Source organism: Enterobacter cloacae complex sp. I3, from assembly GCF_014896175.1.
Classification (GTDB): Bacteria; Pseudomonadota; Gammaproteobacteria; order Enterobacterales; family Enterobacteriaceae; genus Enterobacter; species Enterobacter bugandensis.
This window is the reverse complement of record NZ_JADBQZ010000009.1, coordinates 174,582-191,483: the sequence shown is the minus strand read 5'-3', so window position 1 is coordinate 191,483 and position 16,902 is coordinate 174,582. Positions and strand designations below refer to the sequence as shown.

At 55.3% G+C, this 16,902-nt stretch carries 21 protein-coding genes; 16 read left to right on the top strand and 5 right to left on the bottom strand.

Going from position 1 to position 16,902, the window contains the following annotated elements; genetic code table 11:
- Window positions 1-22 precede the first annotated feature (22 nt).
- Window positions 23-649: a helix-turn-helix domain-containing protein gene (locus tag IM271_RS09305; RefSeq protein WP_193052487.1), complete on the top strand. Its 627-nt coding sequence runs from the start codon at window positions 23-25 to the stop codon at window positions 647-649.
- A 2-nt stretch (window positions 650-651) separates the two neighbouring features.
- Here the strand turns inward: IM271_RS09305 and ampH are convergent, their stop codons facing one another.
- Entirely contained in the window at window positions 652-1,812 is a 1,161-nt protein-coding gene (ampH, locus tag IM271_RS09300; RefSeq protein ID WP_041911111.1) for a D-alanyl-D-alanine-carboxypeptidase/endopeptidase AmpH, read from the bottom strand.
- Between the two features lie 204 nt (window positions 1,813-2,016).
- On the opposite strand from ampH, the gene IM271_RS09295 reads away from it, so the two are divergent.
- From IM271_RS09295 to IM271_RS09285, 3 genes are all read left to right on the top strand, one after another.
- Window positions 2,017-2,550 (top strand): isochorismatase family protein, encoded by a 534-nt coding sequence (locus IM271_RS09295; RefSeq protein ID WP_041911110.1) that lies wholly within the window; start codon window positions 2,017-2,019, stop codon window positions 2,548-2,550.
- A 114-nt stretch (window positions 2,551-2,664) separates the two neighbouring features.
- Window positions 2,665-3,885, top strand: coding sequence for a peptide antibiotic transporter SbmA (sbmA, locus tag IM271_RS09290; protein WP_028012117.1), 1,221 nt, complete (start codon window positions 2,665-2,667; stop codon window positions 3,883-3,885).
- Between the two features lie 14 nt (window positions 3,886-3,899).
- Entirely contained in the window at window positions 3,900-4,997 is a 1,098-nt protein-coding gene (locus IM271_RS09285; protein ID WP_193052486.1) for a DUF1615 domain-containing protein, read from the top strand.
- On the opposite strand, the gene IM271_RS09280 is transcribed toward IM271_RS09285, so the two are convergent.
- Window positions 4,994-5,293: a DUF2755 family protein gene (locus IM271_RS09280; RefSeq protein ID WP_014882725.1), complete on the bottom strand. Its 300-nt coding sequence runs from the start codon at window positions 5,291-5,293 to the stop codon at window positions 4,994-4,996. The genes IM271_RS09285 and IM271_RS09280 overlap by 4 nt on opposite strands.
- 249 nt (window positions 5,294-5,542) lie before the next feature.
- Here IM271_RS09280 and IM271_RS09275 point away from each other — a divergent pair, with 249 nt between their 5' ends.
- Complete coding sequence (locus IM271_RS09275) at window positions 5,543-5,773, top strand: DUF2754 domain-containing protein (protein ID WP_028012119.1); 231 nt, start codon at window positions 5,543-5,545, stop codon at window positions 5,771-5,773.
- On the opposite strand, the gene ddlA is transcribed toward IM271_RS09275, so the two are convergent.
- Window positions 5,770-6,870: a D-alanine--D-alanine ligase gene (ddlA, locus tag IM271_RS09270; RefSeq protein ID WP_193052485.1), complete on the bottom strand. Its 1,101-nt coding sequence runs from the start codon at window positions 6,868-6,870 to the stop codon at window positions 5,770-5,772. The genes IM271_RS09275 and ddlA overlap by 4 nt on opposite strands.
- Before the next feature lie 103 nt (window positions 6,871-6,973).
- Between ddlA and IM271_RS09265 the strand changes: the two genes are divergently transcribed.
- The 5 genes from IM271_RS09265 to adrA all read left to right on the top strand — a co-directional run bounded on the left by IM271_RS09265 (window position 6,974) and on the right by adrA (window position 11,312).
- Window positions 6,974-7,657 carry an extensin family protein gene (locus tag IM271_RS09265; protein WP_193052484.1) on the top strand — a complete coding sequence of 228 codons (684 nt, stop codon included), beginning with the start codon at window positions 6,974-6,976 and terminating at the stop codon, window positions 7,655-7,657.
- A gap of 168 nt (window positions 7,658-7,825) precedes the next feature.
- On the top strand, window positions 7,826-9,040 hold the full coding sequence (locus IM271_RS09260; RefSeq protein ID WP_041911106.1) for a multidrug efflux MFS transporter: 1,215 nt from the start codon (window positions 7,826-7,828) through the stop codon (window positions 9,038-9,040).
- Window positions 9,041-9,249: 209 nt separating this feature from the next.
- Complete coding sequence (gene iraP, locus IM271_RS09255; RefSeq protein WP_049001853.1) at window positions 9,250-9,510, top strand: anti-adapter protein IraP; 261 nt, start codon at window positions 9,250-9,252, stop codon at window positions 9,508-9,510.
- 275 nt (window positions 9,511-9,785) lie between these two features.
- Complete coding sequence (psiF, locus tag IM271_RS09250; protein ID WP_041911105.1) at window positions 9,786-10,106, top strand: phosphate starvation-inducible protein PsiF; 321 nt, start codon at window positions 9,786-9,788, stop codon at window positions 10,104-10,106.
- 102 nt (window positions 10,107-10,208) lie between these two features.
- On the top strand, window positions 10,209-11,312 hold the full coding sequence (gene adrA, locus IM271_RS09245; protein ID WP_193052483.1) for a diguanylate cyclase AdrA: 1,104 nt from the start codon (window positions 10,209-10,211) through the stop codon (window positions 11,310-11,312).
- A gap of 14 nt (window positions 11,313-11,326) precedes the next feature.
- Here the strand turns inward: adrA and proC are convergent, their stop codons facing one another.
- Window positions 11,327-12,136: a pyrroline-5-carboxylate reductase gene (gene proC / locus IM271_RS09240; RefSeq protein ID WP_041911103.1), complete on the bottom strand. Its 810-nt coding sequence runs from the start codon at window positions 12,134-12,136 to the stop codon at window positions 11,327-11,329.
- A gap of 97 nt (window positions 12,137-12,233) precedes the next feature.
- Between proC and IM271_RS09235 the strand changes: the two genes are divergently transcribed.
- From IM271_RS09235 to ppnP, 5 genes are all read left to right on the top strand, one after another.
- Complete coding sequence (locus IM271_RS09235) at window positions 12,234-12,692, top strand: YaiI/YqxD family protein (protein WP_010428006.1); 459 nt, start codon at window positions 12,234-12,236, stop codon at window positions 12,690-12,692.
- A gap of 144 nt (window positions 12,693-12,836) precedes the next feature.
- Entirely contained in the window at window positions 12,837-13,361 is a 525-nt protein-coding gene (gene aroL / locus IM271_RS09230) for a shikimate kinase AroL (protein ID WP_028012127.1), read from the top strand.
- A gap of 44 nt (window positions 13,362-13,405) precedes the next feature.
- The gene (gene yaiA / locus IM271_RS09225; protein WP_028012128.1) at window positions 13,406-13,597 is read left to right on the top strand and encodes a protein YaiA; all 192 of its coding nucleotides are present in this window, start codon (window positions 13,406-13,408) and stop codon (window positions 13,595-13,597) included.
- A gap of 237 nt (window positions 13,598-13,834) precedes the next feature.
- A complete protein-coding gene (locus IM271_RS09220; RefSeq protein ID WP_028012129.1) occupies window positions 13,835-14,512 on the top strand; it encodes an AroM family protein in 678 nt (225 codons plus the stop codon).
- Between the two features lie 71 nt (window positions 14,513-14,583).
- Window positions 14,584-14,871 (top strand): pyrimidine/purine nucleoside phosphorylase, encoded by a 288-nt coding sequence (gene ppnP / locus IM271_RS09215; RefSeq protein ID WP_008503270.1) that lies wholly within the window; start codon window positions 14,584-14,586, stop codon window positions 14,869-14,871.
- Between the two features lie 46 nt (window positions 14,872-14,917).
- Here the strand turns inward: ppnP and rdgC are convergent, their stop codons facing one another.
- Window positions 14,918-15,832, bottom strand: a complete 915-nt coding sequence (gene rdgC / locus IM271_RS09210) for a recombination-associated protein RdgC (protein ID WP_014882739.1) — start codon at window positions 15,830-15,832, stop codon at window positions 14,918-14,920.
- Between the two features lie 123 nt (window positions 15,833-15,955).
- Here rdgC and mak point away from each other — a divergent pair, with 123 nt between their 5' ends.
- On the top strand, window positions 15,956-16,861 hold the full coding sequence (mak, locus tag IM271_RS09205) for a fructokinase (protein WP_045259882.1): 906 nt from the start codon (window positions 15,956-15,958) through the stop codon (window positions 16,859-16,861).
- The last annotated feature ends 41 nt before the right edge of the window (window positions 16,862-16,902 follow it).

The following is a 16,902-nucleotide window of genomic DNA, read 5'->3' as shown; positions in this document are numbered from 1 at the left end:
ATACAGATGCTTTGAGGTATGCATGAACGTTAATGCGAAACCACTTTCTGAATTAAGCCGGCTCGCAAAATGTCTGGAAGTCGCCGGTACCCCCTTTAAGATCGAACCACAGCAATTAATAACAACCGGCAATAATGATGATGAGCCATTTACTTTTATAATACAGTCTGGTCTTACCGCTATCCATCGTAAATCTGATGAACTTCTGATGGGCATTGCGCAGGCACCTTTTATCTATGGTTTGAATGCATGGGTAAATGATAGTTATCTGGAATATTCCATGATGACACACACAACCTGTTCTGGGTTTTATTTACCGGCCTCTGCCACGCGTCAACTTATTCAGCAAAATCATCTCTGGCAGGATGCTTTCTGCTGGGTGTCATGGATTAACCATATTCTGGGCAAGCGTGACCTGCAGCTGGTGGGAAATAACTCTTATAGTCAGATCCGGGCGATGTTGATCAATATGGCCGAGTGGGATGACTCGCTGCGCTCAAAAATTGGCGTTATGAATCATATTCAGCGTAGCACACGTATTTCACGTTCGGTCGTTGCAGAAGTCCTGGCTGCGCTGCGTCAGGGGAACTACATCAATATGAGCCGGGGCAAGCTGGTCAGCATCAACCGCTTGCCCACGGAATATTAAGATCAGTTAGACGCAGTAAGCACCTGGGCTTTATTGGCGCTCAGTTCGGCCACCAGGTTATTGATGCCGTCACTCATATTAACGAAGCGCGTGTTCGGAGAACGGGTGACCACCACAAACGCGCCCACGTTGGACTGCGGAATCATTGCCATGTAGGTAATGAATCCGCCGCCGCCGCCGGTTTTCTGAATGATGCCCGGACGGCCATTTTTCGGTGCCATATAGACCCAGCCCAGGCCGAGCGCATCGGCTTTACCCGGCACGTCCATCCCGATGACGCGATGCAGCTGAGTACGCTGATAGATAAGGGTCTGCATACGATCGGCCTGGCTGCTGCGAGAGTAAAAATCCGAAGAAAGGAACTGCTGCATCCAGCGCATCATGTCGCCAGGGGTGGAATAGACCCCGCCGCTGCCCACGGCCGCCAGCGTGTTGTTACAGGGGCTTGCGCCTTTCTCTGCCACCATCAGGCGTTTGCACTGGTCCGGGGAAGGGGTAAAGGTGGTGTCTTTCATGCCCAGCGGACGCGTGATCTGCTCTTCAAAAAGCTGCGGGTAAGGTTTGCCCGCCGCCGTTGAAAGCGCATCCGCCAGCAGATCGAACGCCAGGTTCGAGTAAGAGGCCTGCGAGCCCGGGGCGGATTTCAGCGTGGCGGTGCTCAGGTAGTTCCAGCGCTGTTGGCGCGTTGGCCAGACAAAAACGTCGCGGTGCGCCGCGCCGCCCGGCTGCTCGCGCGGCAGAGCGCTGGTGTGCGTCGCGAGGTTCACCAGGCGAATTGGCGTGCCCTGATACGTCGGCACGCGGGCACCCGGCGGGGCGTATTTGCTGAGCGGATCGTCGAGCTTTACCACGCCCTGGTCGAGCAGCTTCACCAGCATTTCGCTGGTCATCAGCTTGGTTAAGGACGCGACGCGCACAACGGAATCCAGCTGCGGACGAACGTTATTACCTGGACGCGTTTCACCAAAGCTGCGGAAAACGCGCTGGTTGCCGTCGATGACCACCATTGCCATCCCGGTCGCGCCGCTGCCGTAATAGATAAGGTTCGCGTAGCGATCGGCAATATCGGAAGCCAAAACGGGCGCCGTCAGCGGCTGGGCTGCCTGGGCGGTGGAGAAGCTCACCGCACACAGCGCGGCAAAAGAGAGCAGACAACGTTTCAACGAAAAGCATCCATGAAGTGAATGAGGAAAGTAATGGGTATTTATACTACTAATCGGCACCGTGCAATGCCCCGAATAGCATAACCATAGCGAGAAAAACGTAACCATGGGTAAATATGAAGAATTTCCCTGCGAGCGCTCTCCCATTTTGTGACATCGGGCTTATGATAGGCACCAGTGTTACTCAATCTTGCGGAGAACGGTATGTCTGAAAAGCGTGTGGTAATGGTGGTTGATATGCAGAACGGGGTGTTTGAAACCCCGCGTCATCAGCGCGAGACGTGTGTCTCTCTGATCAACCAGCTTACGCAGGCTGCCGACACGGTGATTTTTATTCAGCATGCCGAGGCCGGGGGGCTGGAAGAGGGAAGTGACGGGTTTGCGTTGCTGCCTGAACTCCATCAACCTGCTGGCGCGCTGTACGTGACCAAAACCGCCTGCGATGCCTTCTATAACACCGGGCTTGAGGCGCTGTTACGCGAGCAGGGCATTCGCGAGTTTGTCATCTGCGGCTGCGCCACCGATTACTGCGTTGACGCCACGGTCAAGAATGGCGTCAGCCGGGGTTATCACATCACCGTGGCGGAAGATGCCCACACCACCGCCAACCGCCCGGCTGCCGAAGCACAGATCCTGATTCACCACCACAACGACGTCTGGCGAAACTTCATTGCGCCAGCGAACCCTGTCGCGGTGAAACGCACCGAAACAATTCTCGAAAACTGGAAAGCGAACTAATAATCAACCCACGGGTCTGACCTTTTTGCCCGAGCCGGGGTCCGGCTCGGGCAAGGTATTCGTGTGGTAATGTGTTGAGCACAGCAACAACCATAACAACAAGAAGGAAGTATCATGTTTAAGTCTTTTTTCCCAAAGCCGGGGCCTTTTTTCCTGTCGGCATTTATTTGGGCACTGATCGCAGTCGTGTTCTGGCTGGCGGGCGGCGGTGCATGGCTGACGCGCATCGTGGGGGCGACAGGCGAGGTGCCGATTAGCGCGGCGCGCTTCTGGTCGTTCAGCTATCTGCTGTTTTATGCCTATTACGCGCTGTGCGTCGGGCTGTTTGCGCTGTTCTGGTTTAATTATTCCCCTCATCGCTGGCAGACGTGGTCCATTCTCGGAACGTCGCTGATTATTTTTGTCACCTGGTTTCTGGTCGAAGTGAGCGTAGCCATTAACGCGTGGTATGCCCCGTTCTACGATCTCATCCAGAAAGCGCTTAGCGCCCCTAACAGGGTGCCAATTGGCGAGCTTTATAATCAGTTAAAAATTTTTATGGGCATTGCGATGATCGCTGTCACCGTGGCGGTGCTGAATAATTTCTTCGTCAGCCATTACGTCTTCCGCTGGCGTACGGCGATGAACGAATTCTACATGACCCACTGGGAGCGTCTGCGCCATATTGAAGGTGCTGCTCAGCGTGTTCAGGAAGACACCATGCGTTTTGCGTCAACGCTTGAGGATATGGGCGTCAGCCTGCTTAATGCCATCCTGAAACTGTTTGCGTTCTTACCGATTCTGGTCGCGCTTTCTCCGCATATTTCAGCATTGCCGATTGTCGGACATTTACCGTACGGCCTGCTCATCCCGGCGCTGATTTGGTCGCTTATGGGCACAGGCCTGCTTGCCGTCGTCGGGATTAAGCTGCCGGGCTTAGAGTTTAAGAATCAGCGTGTGGAAGCGGCCTATCGTAAGGAGCTGGTCTACGGAGAGGACGACCCAACGCGCGCTGCGCCCCCGACGATAAAAGAGCTGTTCCGCAACGTCCGTTTCAACTATTTCCGGCTCTATTTCCACTACATGTATTTCAATATTGCCCGTATTTTCTATTTGCAGGTCGATACTGTTTTTGGACTATTCCTGTTGTTCCCGTCTATTGTTGCGGGAACAATCACGCTGGGCTTACTGACCCAGATTACCAACGTGTTCGATCAGGTCAGAAACTCGTTCCAGTATCTGATCAACTCCTGGACCACGCTGGTGGAGCTGATGTCCATCTACAAACGTCTGCGCAGCTTTGAACATGAGTTGGACGATCGGGACCTGCAGGAAGTCACCAACACATTTAGCTAATACAGGGAGTTGCTATGTCTTTTGCCGTACCGCGTGCGTTACCGCTGTCCTTGCTGGCTGCCCTCGTTCTGGCGGGCTGTGCCGAAAAAGGGGCTGCTCCGCTTAAAAAGGGCGAGAAGCCCGTGGATGTCGCAAGCGTTGTGCGGCAAAAAATGCCCGCCAGTGTGAAGGATCGCAATGCGTGGGCGGATGCGCTGGCAAAAACCTTTGAAAGCCAGAAGATTGCCCCAACCGAGGAGAATATCTGCTCGGTGCTGGCGGTGGCGCAGCAGGAGTCGATGTACCAGTCAGACCCGGTGGTGCCGGGTCTCAACAAAATTGCCTGGAAAGAGATCGACCGCCGCGCGGAATCGATGCATATCCCGGTATTCCTCGTGCATACCGCGATGAAAATCACTTCGCCAAACGGCAAAAGCTACAGCGAGCGGCTGGACACGGTGAAAACCGAAAAACAGCTCAGCGCCATCTTTGATGATTTCATTAACATGGTGCCGATGGGGCAGAAACTGTTTGGCTCACTGAACCCGGTTCACACCGGCGGCCCGATGCAGGTGAGCATTGCGTTTGCCGAGAAGCATACCGACGGCTACCCGTGGGAAATTGACGGTACGGTGCGTCAGGAGGTCTTCTCCCTGCGCGGCGGGCTGTGGTTCGGCACGTATCATCTGCTGAACTATCCGGCGAACTACAGCGAGCCCTTGTACCGCTTTGCAGACTTTAACGCGGGCTGGTATGCCAGCCGTAACGCGGCGTTTCAGAGCGCGGTTAGCCGCGCAAGCGGCGTCAAGCTGGCGCTGGACGGCGATCTTATCGCCTACGGCAGCAGCGAGGCGGGAAGCACCGAGCGGGCGATCCGGAAATTATCGACAACGCTTGATATGAGCAACAGCGACATTCGCCGTCAGCTTGAGAAAGGCGACAGCCTGGCATTTGAGAAAACGGATCTCTACAAGAAAGTGTTTGCGCTTGCCGAAAAGAAGAATGGGAAAACGTTGCCGAGGGCAATTCTGCCGGGAATTCAACTGGAAAGCCCGAAGATCACGCGTAACCTGACCACCGCATGGTTCGCAAAACGCGTGGACGATCGCCGGGCTCGCTGTATGGGGCTTTAATGGCGACGACGAAAGCGCAGGACGAGCGCGACAACGCCTAAAATCATACACCCCGCGAGGAAGGGAACGAGGCCAAACAGCGTGCTCACGCCAAACCCGATTTCAACTCGCGGGCGTCCGTTATCCTGCACCTGCATCAGGTGTTCATAAACGCCCGGCGCGTGCACCAGCATATTAAGCAGCTGGGAGCCAGCCCAGAAGCAGAACAGGACAAACAGGGCATACGCGATATTACCCGCCGTGGAGGTTTTTGGTTTGCCGCCAAAAATCGGTTTCGACAATGTAAAGTCAGCCATGTTGACCTCCCGAAATATCACTCTGTTTTAATACGCGTCTTACGGGGTGAGTTTGACAGGTCATCGCATTTGTCAATATCAGAATCGTGGTAATTTTCGCTCAGGATTTCTCCTGGATTGTTGATTTCTGCAGCATGTCACAATTTGTTAACTTAAATGAAACTGCACCGCATTTCAGAATTTCCGCATCTGCCACAGACCTGGCGGTGAAACTGTGAGAGGATGTCTTTTTTTCCTGCCGGAGTTGTTATGAAACTCACGTCCAAACTTCGCCGTGACTGGCACTACTACGCCTTTGCTATCGGGCTGATCTTTATTCTTAACGGCGTCGTGGGGCTGTTGGGATTTGAAGCGAAAGGCTGGCAAACCTATGCCGTGGGCCTGGTGACCTGGGTAATCAGTTTCTGGCTGGCAGGGCTGATAATTCGCCGCCGTCCGGAAGAGACGACAGCGGAGGAGACGGCTAAGGGTGCCGATTAGCCGTTAACGGAACTTTTCAGGGCGCTGTCTGCGGCATGACGCTCCAGCGCCAGCTCGATCAGGCGGGTGATCAGCTCAGAGTAGCCAAGCCCGCTGGCCTGCCACAGTTTTGGATACATGCTGATATTGGTGAAACCCGGCAGCGTGTTGATTTCATTGATCACCACCTCGTTCTCCGGCGTCAGGAACACGTCCACGCGCGCCATGCCGCTGCAGCCGAGCGTCTGATAGGCCTGAATGGCGATCGCCCGGATCTTATCGTTGATGGCCGGATCGATATCCGCAGGAACAACAACCTGGGCGCCTTTATCATCAATGTATTTGGTGTCGTACGAGTAGAAGTCGCTGTTTAAGACCACTTCACCGCAGGTGCTGGCCTGTGGGAAATCGTTGCCCAGCACCGCGCACTCAATTTCGCGGCCTTTGATCCCCTGCTCAACCACCACTTTATGGTCGAACTCGAATGCCAGACGGACGGCTTGCGTGAACTCTGCTTCGGTGGTGACTTTGCTGACGCCCACGGAGGAGCCCTGGTTGGCCGGCTTCACAAACAGCGGCAGACCCAGTTCAGCGCTAATTTGCGCGAAGCCGTGCTTGTCGCGGTTGGCCCGGGTGAGCGTCACGAACGGCGCGATATTCAGCCCGGCATCGCGCAGCAGGCGTTTGGTGACGTCTTTGTCCATGCAGGCGGCGGAGCCCAGCACGTCCGAGCCCACAAACGGCAGGTTGGCCATGCGTAACATTCCCTGCAGGGAACCGTCTTCGCCGAGGGTGCCGTGCACGATGGGGAAGACCACGTCGATCTGGGCGAGAGCCTGCGCGTTGCCGGCGTCGATGAGCTGACCCTTCACGACGCCGGGTACGGTGGCGACGCTAATTTCCGAAGGATTAAGGGCGATGTGTGCCGGATCGTGGGCATTCAGCAGATACTGGCTGGCATCGTTAACATGCCACTGGCCCTGTTTATCAATGCCCAACAGCACCACGTCGAAACGGCTTTTATCGATCGCATCGACGATATTTTTAGCCGATTGCAATGACACCTCGTGCTCCGCTGATTTTCCCCCAAAGACAATACCTACGCGCTGCTTTGCCATCTCACTCTCTTCCAGTCTGACGAAAAGCCAATAACATACCACGATGCCCTGCGGGTTTCGCGGCCTTCTGCCATAATGTTTTGGGGAACAGTGAGGGGGGAGAGTGAAAGGAAAAACGCTGCTGACCATTTTCATCCTTGGGGCAATCGCAACGGCGGGCTATCGCTGGCTGCCGTCTTACTACAACCCTTTCACGCCGCTGAACCTGGACGACCCGCCTGGCCGCATTACCCAGTATAAGCTGCGGCACTTAACGCCCGAAGCCTGCGCGAGCCTGTTAGCGCAGGCTAATCAAAAAAAACTGATCCGCACCCAGGCGGTCGCTGACAGCGGCGGGGAATGCCCGCTGAACAACGTCGTGCGCGTGCGTGACTTTGGCCCGGTGAGCCTGAACGGCAGTTTTCTTGCCAGCTGTCCGCTGGCGCTCAGCTCAGCCCTGTTTGTCAGCCAGCAGGCCCGGCCCCTGACTAAACGCTTTACCGGCAGTGAACTGACGCGCATTGAGCACCTCGGCAGCTTTGCCTGCCGCAATATCTACCACCGGCCCGATGCGCGGCGCAGCGAGCATGCCACGGCAGAGGCGCTGGATATCGCCGCTTTTCGGCTGGCGAACGGAGAGCGCGTTACGGTACTTAACGGCTGGAAATCGGCAAAAATGCAGCCATGGCTGAAGGCTCTGCTGGCGGCAAGCTGCGGTTACTACGGAAACGGTCTTGGGCCGGAATATAACGCGGCGCACGCCAGCCATTTTCATCTGGGAATGCGCGGCTTTGGTCTCTGCCGCTGAAGCATAATCTTCCGCCAGAAAATGGATGAATTGTGACTTATTTCACAAATATGATGACTGGGAAGATAAAACACCAAAGTCAGCGAGGCCGCATCTCTGGTGCGACGTTAAGGCGCGTAACTTGCTAATCTGACGGCGAATTCGCCTAAAAATGAAGACTATTTCTGTATGGAATCCTGGAAAGTTAATCTCATCTCGGTCTGGTTCGGCTGCTTCTTCACCGGGCTTGCCATCAGCCAGATCCTGCCGTTCCTGCCGCTGTACGTGTCACAGCTGGGGGTCAGCTCCCACGAAGCGCTGTCCATGTGGTCCGGGCTGACGTTCAGCGTCACGTTTCTGGTCTCCGCCATTGTGTCACCGATGTGGGGCAGTCTGGCGGATAGGAAAGGGCGCAAGCTGATGCTGCTGCGCGCCTCCCTCGGGATGGCGATTGCTATTCTGCTCCAGGCCTTCGCCACCAACGTCTGGCAGCTGTTTTTCCTGCGGGCGGTGATGGGGCTGACGTCCGGGTATATTCCCAACGCCATGGCGCTGGTTGCCTCTCAAGTGCCGCGCGAGCGCAGCGGCTGGGCGCTGAGTACGCTCTCCACCGCCCAGATCAGCGGCGTTATCGGCGGCCCGCTGCTGGGAGGCTTTCTGGCTGACCATGTCGGTCTGCGCGCGGTATTCATCATCACCGCAATCCTGCTGGTGATCAGCTTTCTGGTTACGCTCTTTCTTATCAAAGAGGGGGGCCGCCCCGTTATCAGTAAATCTGAGCGCCTGAGCGGCAAGGCCGTCTTCGCCTCGCTGCCATACCCGGGACTCGTAATTAGCCTGTTTGTCACCACCATGGTGATCCAGCTCTGCAACGGTTCGGTCGGCCCGATTCTGGCGCTGTTTATCAAGTCGATGGAGCCGGACAGCAACAATATCGCCTTTCTCAGCGGCATGATTGCCGCCGTGCCGGGCGTCTCCGCGCTGATCTCTGCCCCGCGTCTGGGAAAACTGGGCGACAGGATCGGCACGGCGCGCATCCTGATGGCGACGCTGATTTTTGCGGTGGTGCTCTTTTTCGCCATGTCGTTTGTTACCTCTCCGCTTCAGCTGGGCGTGCTGCGGTTTTTACTCGGCTTTGCGGATGGCGCTATGTTGCCCGCCGTACAGACATTGCTGGTCAAATATTCCAGCGACCAGGTCACGGGGCGTATTTTTGGCTATAACCAGTCGTTTATGTATTTAGGCAACGTCGCCGGTCCGCTTATTGGTGCGTCCGTTTCTGCAATGGCGGGTTTTCGCTGGGTATTTGCCGCGACGGCGATTGTCGTTTTAATCAATATTATCCAGCTGGCTATTGCCCTGCGTCGCCGCAGACAAATAGCGGAAGCGAAATCAGCGAAATAACCTTTTTGCAGATGTATTATATATTCTTATGGTAGCCGCATTTTTATATAACAAAATGCGGCGTTTTTTATAGAAAAACGTTTCGCTGAAAAAATCGCTGCGCTAATTTGGCGGCAATGTCACTTTTGCATAAGATAATACTTTTCTCCGCTTTGCATATTTCATTCCTGGTGTTAATTTCAGAGGAAATCCCATAAGGAAATAGCACGATGAAAAATCTCATTGCTGAGTTGCTGGTTAAGCTTGCACAAAAGGAAGAGGAGTCGAAAGAGCTGGTCGCCCAGGTCGAAGCGCTGGAAATAGTTGTCACCGCGCTGCTGCGGCAGATGGCAACATCGGATCAGCAGGCGTTAATTGAAAGCATTGAAGGAGCGCTGGATAAGGCGCGGCCCGATACGCAGGTTCCGCCACAAGATGCCGAGTTGCTGCAGCAATACGTAAAGAAGCTGTTGAGGCATCCGCGCAGTTAAGCCGTTACTGACATGTCATAGGATTGTCATGCAGGATGCCTGGAGTCGCTCTGTTTTATTTTTGTATTTGTACATGAAGAAAATAAATTGAAACAGAGCGCGCTTTTTAGCGCGTTACATCCCCTGTTAATTACCCCTGCCATTTATGCTGATACCGTCAATTCCTGCGTGCTGGAACTGAAATGATAAATTCCCGGCCGAAATCACATCTGCCGGGTGGTTTTTTTCCTGTCACGAACCAGACTTACAGGGAATGTTCACAAAAGGATGGTGCAATGAAAACAACATTACTGGTTACTCTGCTCTCCGGCCTGTTCCTGATCTCCTCGGCGAACGCGGAAGAAAAAACATTAACGCCGCAACAGCAACGCATGACCACCTGTAATCAACAGGCGACGTCCCAGAGTCTGAAGGGGGATGCACGTAAAACCTACATGAGCGACTGCCTGAAAAACGGCGCCGCGAAACCCGGCGAAAAAAGCCTGACGCCGCAGCAGCAAAAAATGCGCGAGTGTAATGCGAAAGCAACCGAACAGTCCCTCAAGGGCGACGATCGCAGCAAGTTCATGAGTGCCTGCCTGAAGAAAAAAGTGTAGTTCTAACGGGTGAGCGGCTCCGGCGGCTCACCCGAAATTTCATACTTTCCCCGCAGTCCCCCTCTCTATAATTTGGGAAAATGTTTCAGAATATTCCCAAAAATGATGAATGATGACATTTATTACTACAAAAAGCGCATTCGGGAAGAGTGGAGTTTAACCCCTTCTCAGGATGACCCTCACCGTACCGGCACCCAGTTTGCCAGGCGAGCCCGGCTGGCGCGCGTTGTCGGGCTGGCGGCGATGTTTGTCCCGGTGGCGGAAATTCTGGTCAGCCATTTTTTACCCGGCGGCTGGTGGTTGTTGCTGGTGGGGTGGGCATTCATCTGGCCGCACTTTGCCTGGCAGTTATCCTGCCGCGCCGCTTCACCTCATCAGCAGGAAATTTTTAACCTCAAGATGGATGCCGTTATCGCCGGGGTCTGGATCGGCGTGATGGGGATGTATGTATTACCCACTGCGGCGCTGGTGATGATGGTGGGGATGAATATGATGGGCTCTGGCGGCTGCCGCCTTTTTATCGCGGGGATCGTGCTCACCCTGCTTACTGCGCTGCTTACGTTACCGCTTGCTGGCAGAGCGCAGCCCTTTAATCCGGGGGCGCTGGAGTGGGGCTTAACGCTTCCTGTCCTTATGCTTTATCCCATGCTGTTTGCCTGGCTTAGCCATCGAACGGCCGTCAGGCTGGCGGAACATAAGCGGCGGCTGGAAATGATGAGCACCCGTGACGGTATGACCGGGGTCTTTAACCGCCGACATTGGGAAATGCTGCTGCGCAATGAATTTGAGTACTGTCGCCGGAGCCACTGCACCGCCACGATATTGCTGATTGATATCGACCACTTTAAAAACATCAACGATACCTGGGGGCACGACGCTGGCGACAAGGCCATCGTGGCCATTACCCGCCAGCTTCAGATGTCGGTACGGTCAGGCGATGCGATAGGCCGGTTTGGCGGGGATGAGTTCGCGGTGATTATGTCCCAGACGGCCGCTGAAAGCGCCATCGCCGTCATGTCGCGGGTTCACGCGCGGCTGGAAACGCTGTCGTTACCGTGCGCGCCGAAGGAGCCTCTGCGCATCAGCGTGGGCGTGGCCCCCTGGGGGCCGCAGTTTGTACACTATCGGGAATGGTTGAAGGCGGCAGATGTGGCGCTGTATAAGGCGAAAAATGCCGGGCGCGGCCGCACCGAAGTGGCCGCCTGACGCCCGGCCAGACATCAGGATTTACTCAGCTTCTCTGACTTTTCCATGCATTTTGCCATCGCTTCGATAACCGCAGAACGGAACCCGCGTTCTTCCAGCACCCGCACCGCTTCGATGGTGGTACCGGCCGGGGAGCAGACCATATCCTTCAGTTCACCCGGGTGTTTACCGGTCTCCAGCACCATTTTGGCGGAGCCCATCACTGCCTGCGCGGCGAATTTATACGCCTGCGCGCGCGGCATACCGCCAAGCACGGCGGCGTCCGCCATCGCTTCTAAAAACATGAAAACGTACGCGGGGGCTGAACCGCTCACGCCGACCACTGGATGGATCATGGATTCTGCAATCACTTCCGCCTCGCCGAAGCAGCGGAAAATGTTTAGCACGTCCGCCACCTCTTCTGAAGTCACCAGCGCGTTAGGGGTGACGGAGGTCATACCGGCGTTGACCAGTGAGGGGGTATTCGGCATCGCGCGGACGATTTTACGATCGTGGCCCAGCGCGCGCGCCAGCTGATCGAGCGTCACGCCTGCGGCAATCGACACGACCAGCGTCTCTTTATTCAGGCTGGAGGTGATGTCGCTTAACACTTTGATCATGATGTTCGGCTTAACGGCACCAAAGACGATATCGGCAACCTGGGCCACCTCCTGCGCGCTTTCGGCGGCGTTGATCCCGTATTGATCGCGCAACGCGGCGACGTTATCCGGTGACGGGGTATAAACCCAAATCTGACCCGGCAGAACCTGCCCGCTGGCGATCAGGCCGCCCAGGATGGCTTTGCCCATGTTACCGCAGCCGATAAACCCGATTTTCTTGTCCATCATGATTCTCCGTCATTATGCGTTGTTTTCTCTGATTGATAGCTTAACAACGAAATGCAGGCGACAATAGTCGGCAGAGTCATTATGGGGAGACAACATGGCGATTTGGGTTGATGCGGACGCGTGTCCGAATGTGATTAAAGAGATTTTATTCCGCGCCGCCGAGCGCGTTCAGATGCCGCTGACGCTGGTGGCGAACCAGAATATTCGCGTCCCGCCTTCGCGGTTCATTCGCTCCCTCCGCGTGCCGGCCGGGTTCGACGTGGCGGATAATGAAATTGTTCGTCTGTGCAGCGCGGAAGATCTGGTCATCACCGCCGATATTCCGCTGGCGGCGGAAGTGCTGGAGAAAGGGGCGGCGGCGCTCAATCCGCGCGGCGAACGTTATTCGCCTTCAACCATCCGGGAAAAACTCACTATGCGTGATTTTATGGATACGATGCGGGCCAGCGGCGTGCAGACCGGTGGACCGGATAGCCTGTCCCAGCGCGATCGCCAGCAGTTTGCTGCCGAACTGGATAAATGGCTGCTGGAAGTGAAGCGCCGTACGGCGTAATGATAATTATTGTCAATATGTGGTACAGTGTGGCCTCCACAGGGTTGTCATCCCGTACCGCTTTGCAGTAAAGTATTCGACACATCTTCTGCAATTATTTCTTTACACTCTTCAGCCATTCGGCATCAAGGGGAACACCTGGCTATGACCCAACCCATCTTTTTAGTTGGCCCCCGCGGCTGTGGGAAAACCACCGTTGGTGTGGAACTGGCACGCGCATGTCATCGTCAGTTTGTTGATACCGACCACTGGCTGCAGACCGAGGCCGGCAAAACCATCGCAGACATCGTGGAGCAAGAGGGATGGGAAAGCTTTCGCGCCCGCGAAACGGCCGCGCTGAAAGCGGTCACCACGCCGTCAGCCGTCATTGCGACGGGAGGCGGTATTGTTCTGGCCGAATGTAATCGTCACTTTATGCGCGAAAAAGGCATTGTGATCTATCTCTGCGCGCCGGTGGCGGCTCTGGTAGGGCGACTTGAAGCATTTCCTGAAGAGGGACAACGCCCGGCGCTAACGTCACGACCGCTCAGCGAAGAGGTGAGCGAAGTGCTGGCCGAGCGTGATGCCCTCTACCGTGAAGCGGCACACCATGTTGTGGATGCCTCTGCGGCCCCGGAAGATGTGGTAATTCAGATTATTACCGCCCTGCGTCTGGCGTGTGCCAGCTAACCGCCGTCTATACTGATAGCTCAGACATAAAAAAAGGATGAGCTATGCCAACCAGACCTCCCTATCCGCGCGAAGCACGTATTGTTACCGTTGAAAAAGGCAATGGCGACCAGACCGTCATCTGGTACCAGCTGCGTGCCGATCACCCCAAACCGGACTCGCTGATCAGTGAACATGAGACTGAACAGGAAGCGCTGGATGCCAAACGGCGCTACGAAGATCCAGAAAAGTCGTGAATGTTTTCCTAAACGCTCCAATACCGTGCCTGAATCACACTTTTTACTCATCGCAAATGTTAAGCAGGAGTTAATATTTAGTTATTACAGGTAGCTCCGTTACCGGCAGGCGATCTTTACATTTCGGGGTAGAGATCGCCTGCTACGCTTGGTGCTGTTTTGTTGAAAAAACGAACTGTACAGCGTAGAGAGCCTGTACCTGTGTTTACGTTTTTGTAGTGATGGAAGGCGAAGAAGATGAAGGCAACGTTGGCGATCCTCACCATTGGTGTGGTCCCTGTAAGCGAAGTGTTACCGCTCTTAACCGAGCATGTATCTGAACAACAGATCACGCATCTCAGCCTGCTGGGTAAGATGAGCCGGGAAGAGGTCATGGAAGACTACGCTGTAGAGGCGGGGGAGGATCCCCTGGCGACGTTATTAAGCGACGGTAAACTGGCGCATGTTTCTCGGCAGAAAATTGAGCGTTCGCTGCAGGCAGTAATAGAAGTACTCGATAATCAGCAATATGACGTTATTTTGCTGATGAGCACCGCCCCCATTAAGGGGCTCATCGCGCGCAATGCGATTTTGCTTGAGCCGATGCGCATTATTCCTCCGCTGGTAGCCTCCATTGTTGACGGGCATCAGGTGGGGGTCATTGTGCCCATCGAGGAGCTTATGGACAACCAGGAAGCAAAGTGGCACGTGCTCGAAAAAACGCCCCTGTATGCGCTGGCAAACCCCTTCTGGGACAGCGAGGCTAAACTCATTGCTGCCGGGAAGGAGCTGCTGGAGAGAGGGGCGGATGTATTGATTCTGGACTGTCTTGGTTTTCACCAGCATCACCGGGATTTACTGCAAAAGGCGCTGGACGTGCCGGTGCTGTTATCCAACGTTCTGATGGCTCGCCTGGCTTCAGAACTTCTGACGTAATGATTTTGCGTGACAGGTGATGAGCATGGCCCCTATAGTGAATTTTTATCTCTGAATATAAGGGCCAGTTCATGCTTCAAAGTAACGAATACTTTTCCGGTAAAGTGAAATCCATCGGTTTTACCAGCAGCAGCACTGGCCGCGCCAGTGTGGGCGTTATGGCTGAAGGGGAATACACCTTTGGCACGGCGGAAGCGGAAGAGATGACGGTGGTCAGCGGCGCGCTGAACGTCTTACTGCCGGGTGAAACGGAATGGAAAGTTTACGCTGCCGGGCAAGTTTTCAACGTCCCTGGCCACAGCGAATTTCATTTGCAGGTCGCTGAACCGACCTCTTATCTGTGCCGCTACCTGAAATAATCTTCTTTCCTCTCCCCTTTGGGGAGAGGATCAGGGTGAGGGGAAATTATCTCTGCGCTTCGCCGCCGAGACCTTCCACCAGATTCTGAATTAACGCGGCCAGTTCGCCGGTCATCAGGATAAAGTCCGCGTCAAAGCGCTGGGCGTAATCTTCCCGGTCGATATCTTCGTTTTGATCGCGCAGCTCGTCGCAGAACTTCAGACGCTTCACGGAACCGTCGTCGCACATCACGAACTGAATGCGCTGCTGCCAGTCGAGCGCCAGTTTGGTGACCACTTTGCCCGCTTCAATGTGTACGGCGATCTCGTCGCTCACCAGATCCTGCTTTTTCGCGCGGATCACGCCGCCATCTTCCAGCAGGGCTTTCAGCTCGGCTTCGTCCAGAATCTGGAAACCTTGCGCCGCGGTACCGCTGCGGACCCACTCGGTCAGGGTCAGCTCAATCGGCGTTTCCAGCGCCAGCGGTACGACCGGTAAAGAGCCGATGCTTTTACGCAGCAGGGCCAGCGTATCTTCCGCTTTTTTGGCGCTGGCGCAGTCCACCATGATCAGCCCGTTAACGGTATCGATCCACATCATCGTCTGGCTGAAGCGGCTGAAGGCGCGCGGCAGCAGAGAGTGCAGCACTTCATCTTTCAGCGAATCTTTTTCGGTTTTTTTCAGCTTGCGGCCCTGCTCGGCTTCCAGCTTGAAAATTTTTGCTTCAAGCGCCTGCTTAACCACCGGCGTGGGCAGAATTTTCTCTTCTTTGCGGGCGCAGACGATGATTTGACCCGTGCTGCTGGCGTGGGTCAGTGCATCGCTTTGCGAACCCATTGGCGGAACCCAACCGGTTTTCGCCATATCCTGGCTACCGCAAGGGGAAAAGCTATAAGCGGCTAACTGTTTTTCCATCTCTTCTGCGCGCAGCGAAACGTCGCGGCTGAGACGGTAAACCATCAAATTTTTGAACCACAGCATGATAATTTCCACGGCCTTGTCGTTAAATCAGCGGGCATGATAACGAATTGTCGCATCGCTTGCATTGCTAATCGGGAAGCGTGCTTCTACTCTGTTGATAATCAAAATAATGAGGAGAGTCTTGTGCGTATTGGGATTGATTTGGGCGGCACCAAAACAGAAGTCATCGCATTAAGCGAGCAGGGGGAACAGCTGTTCCGCCACCGTCTGCCGACGCCGCGCGATGATTATCACCAGACGATCGAGACGATTGCCCGGCTGGTTGATATGGCCGAGCAGGCGACGGGCGAGAGGGGCACGGTCGGGATGGGGATCCCCGGCTCCATTTCGCCTTATACGGGTGTGGTGAAAAATGCCAACTCCACCTGGCTCAACGGTCAGCCGTTTGATAAAGATTTGAGCCAGCGTCTGAACCGGGAAGTGCGTCTGGCGAATGACGCTAACTGCCTGGCGGTCTCTGAGGCCGTTGATGGTGCAGCCGCAGGAGCGCAGACCGTGTTTGCGGTGATTATCGGTACCGGCTGCGGCGCGGGCGTGGCCTTTGGTGGACGTTCACATATCGGCGGCAACGGCACGGCGGGTGAGTGGGGGCACAACCCGCTGCCGTGGATGGATGAAGATGAACTCAAATACCGCGCCGAGGTACCGTGCTACTGCGGCAAGCAGGGCTGTATCGAGACGTTTATCTCCGGCACCGGTTTTGCAACCGACTACCACCGCCTGAGCGGCCAGCCGCTCAAGGGGAACGAGATTATGCGTTTGGTGGAAGAACAGGATCCGGTGGCCGAACTGGCGCTCAGCCGCTACGAAATGCGTCTGGCGAAATCGCTGGCGCACGTAGTGAACATTCTCGATCCGGACGTGATTGTGCTCGGCGGTGGCATGAGCAACGTTGACCGGCTGTACGCCACGGTACCAAATCTGGTGAAACAGTGGGTCTTCGGCGGCGAGTGCGAAACCCCGATCCGCAAAGCCGTCCACGGCGACTCCAGCGGCGTGCGCGGCGCGGCGTGGTTATGGCCGGAGTAAACGCAAAACGGCAACTTGCGTTGCCGTTTTTGATGTTTAGA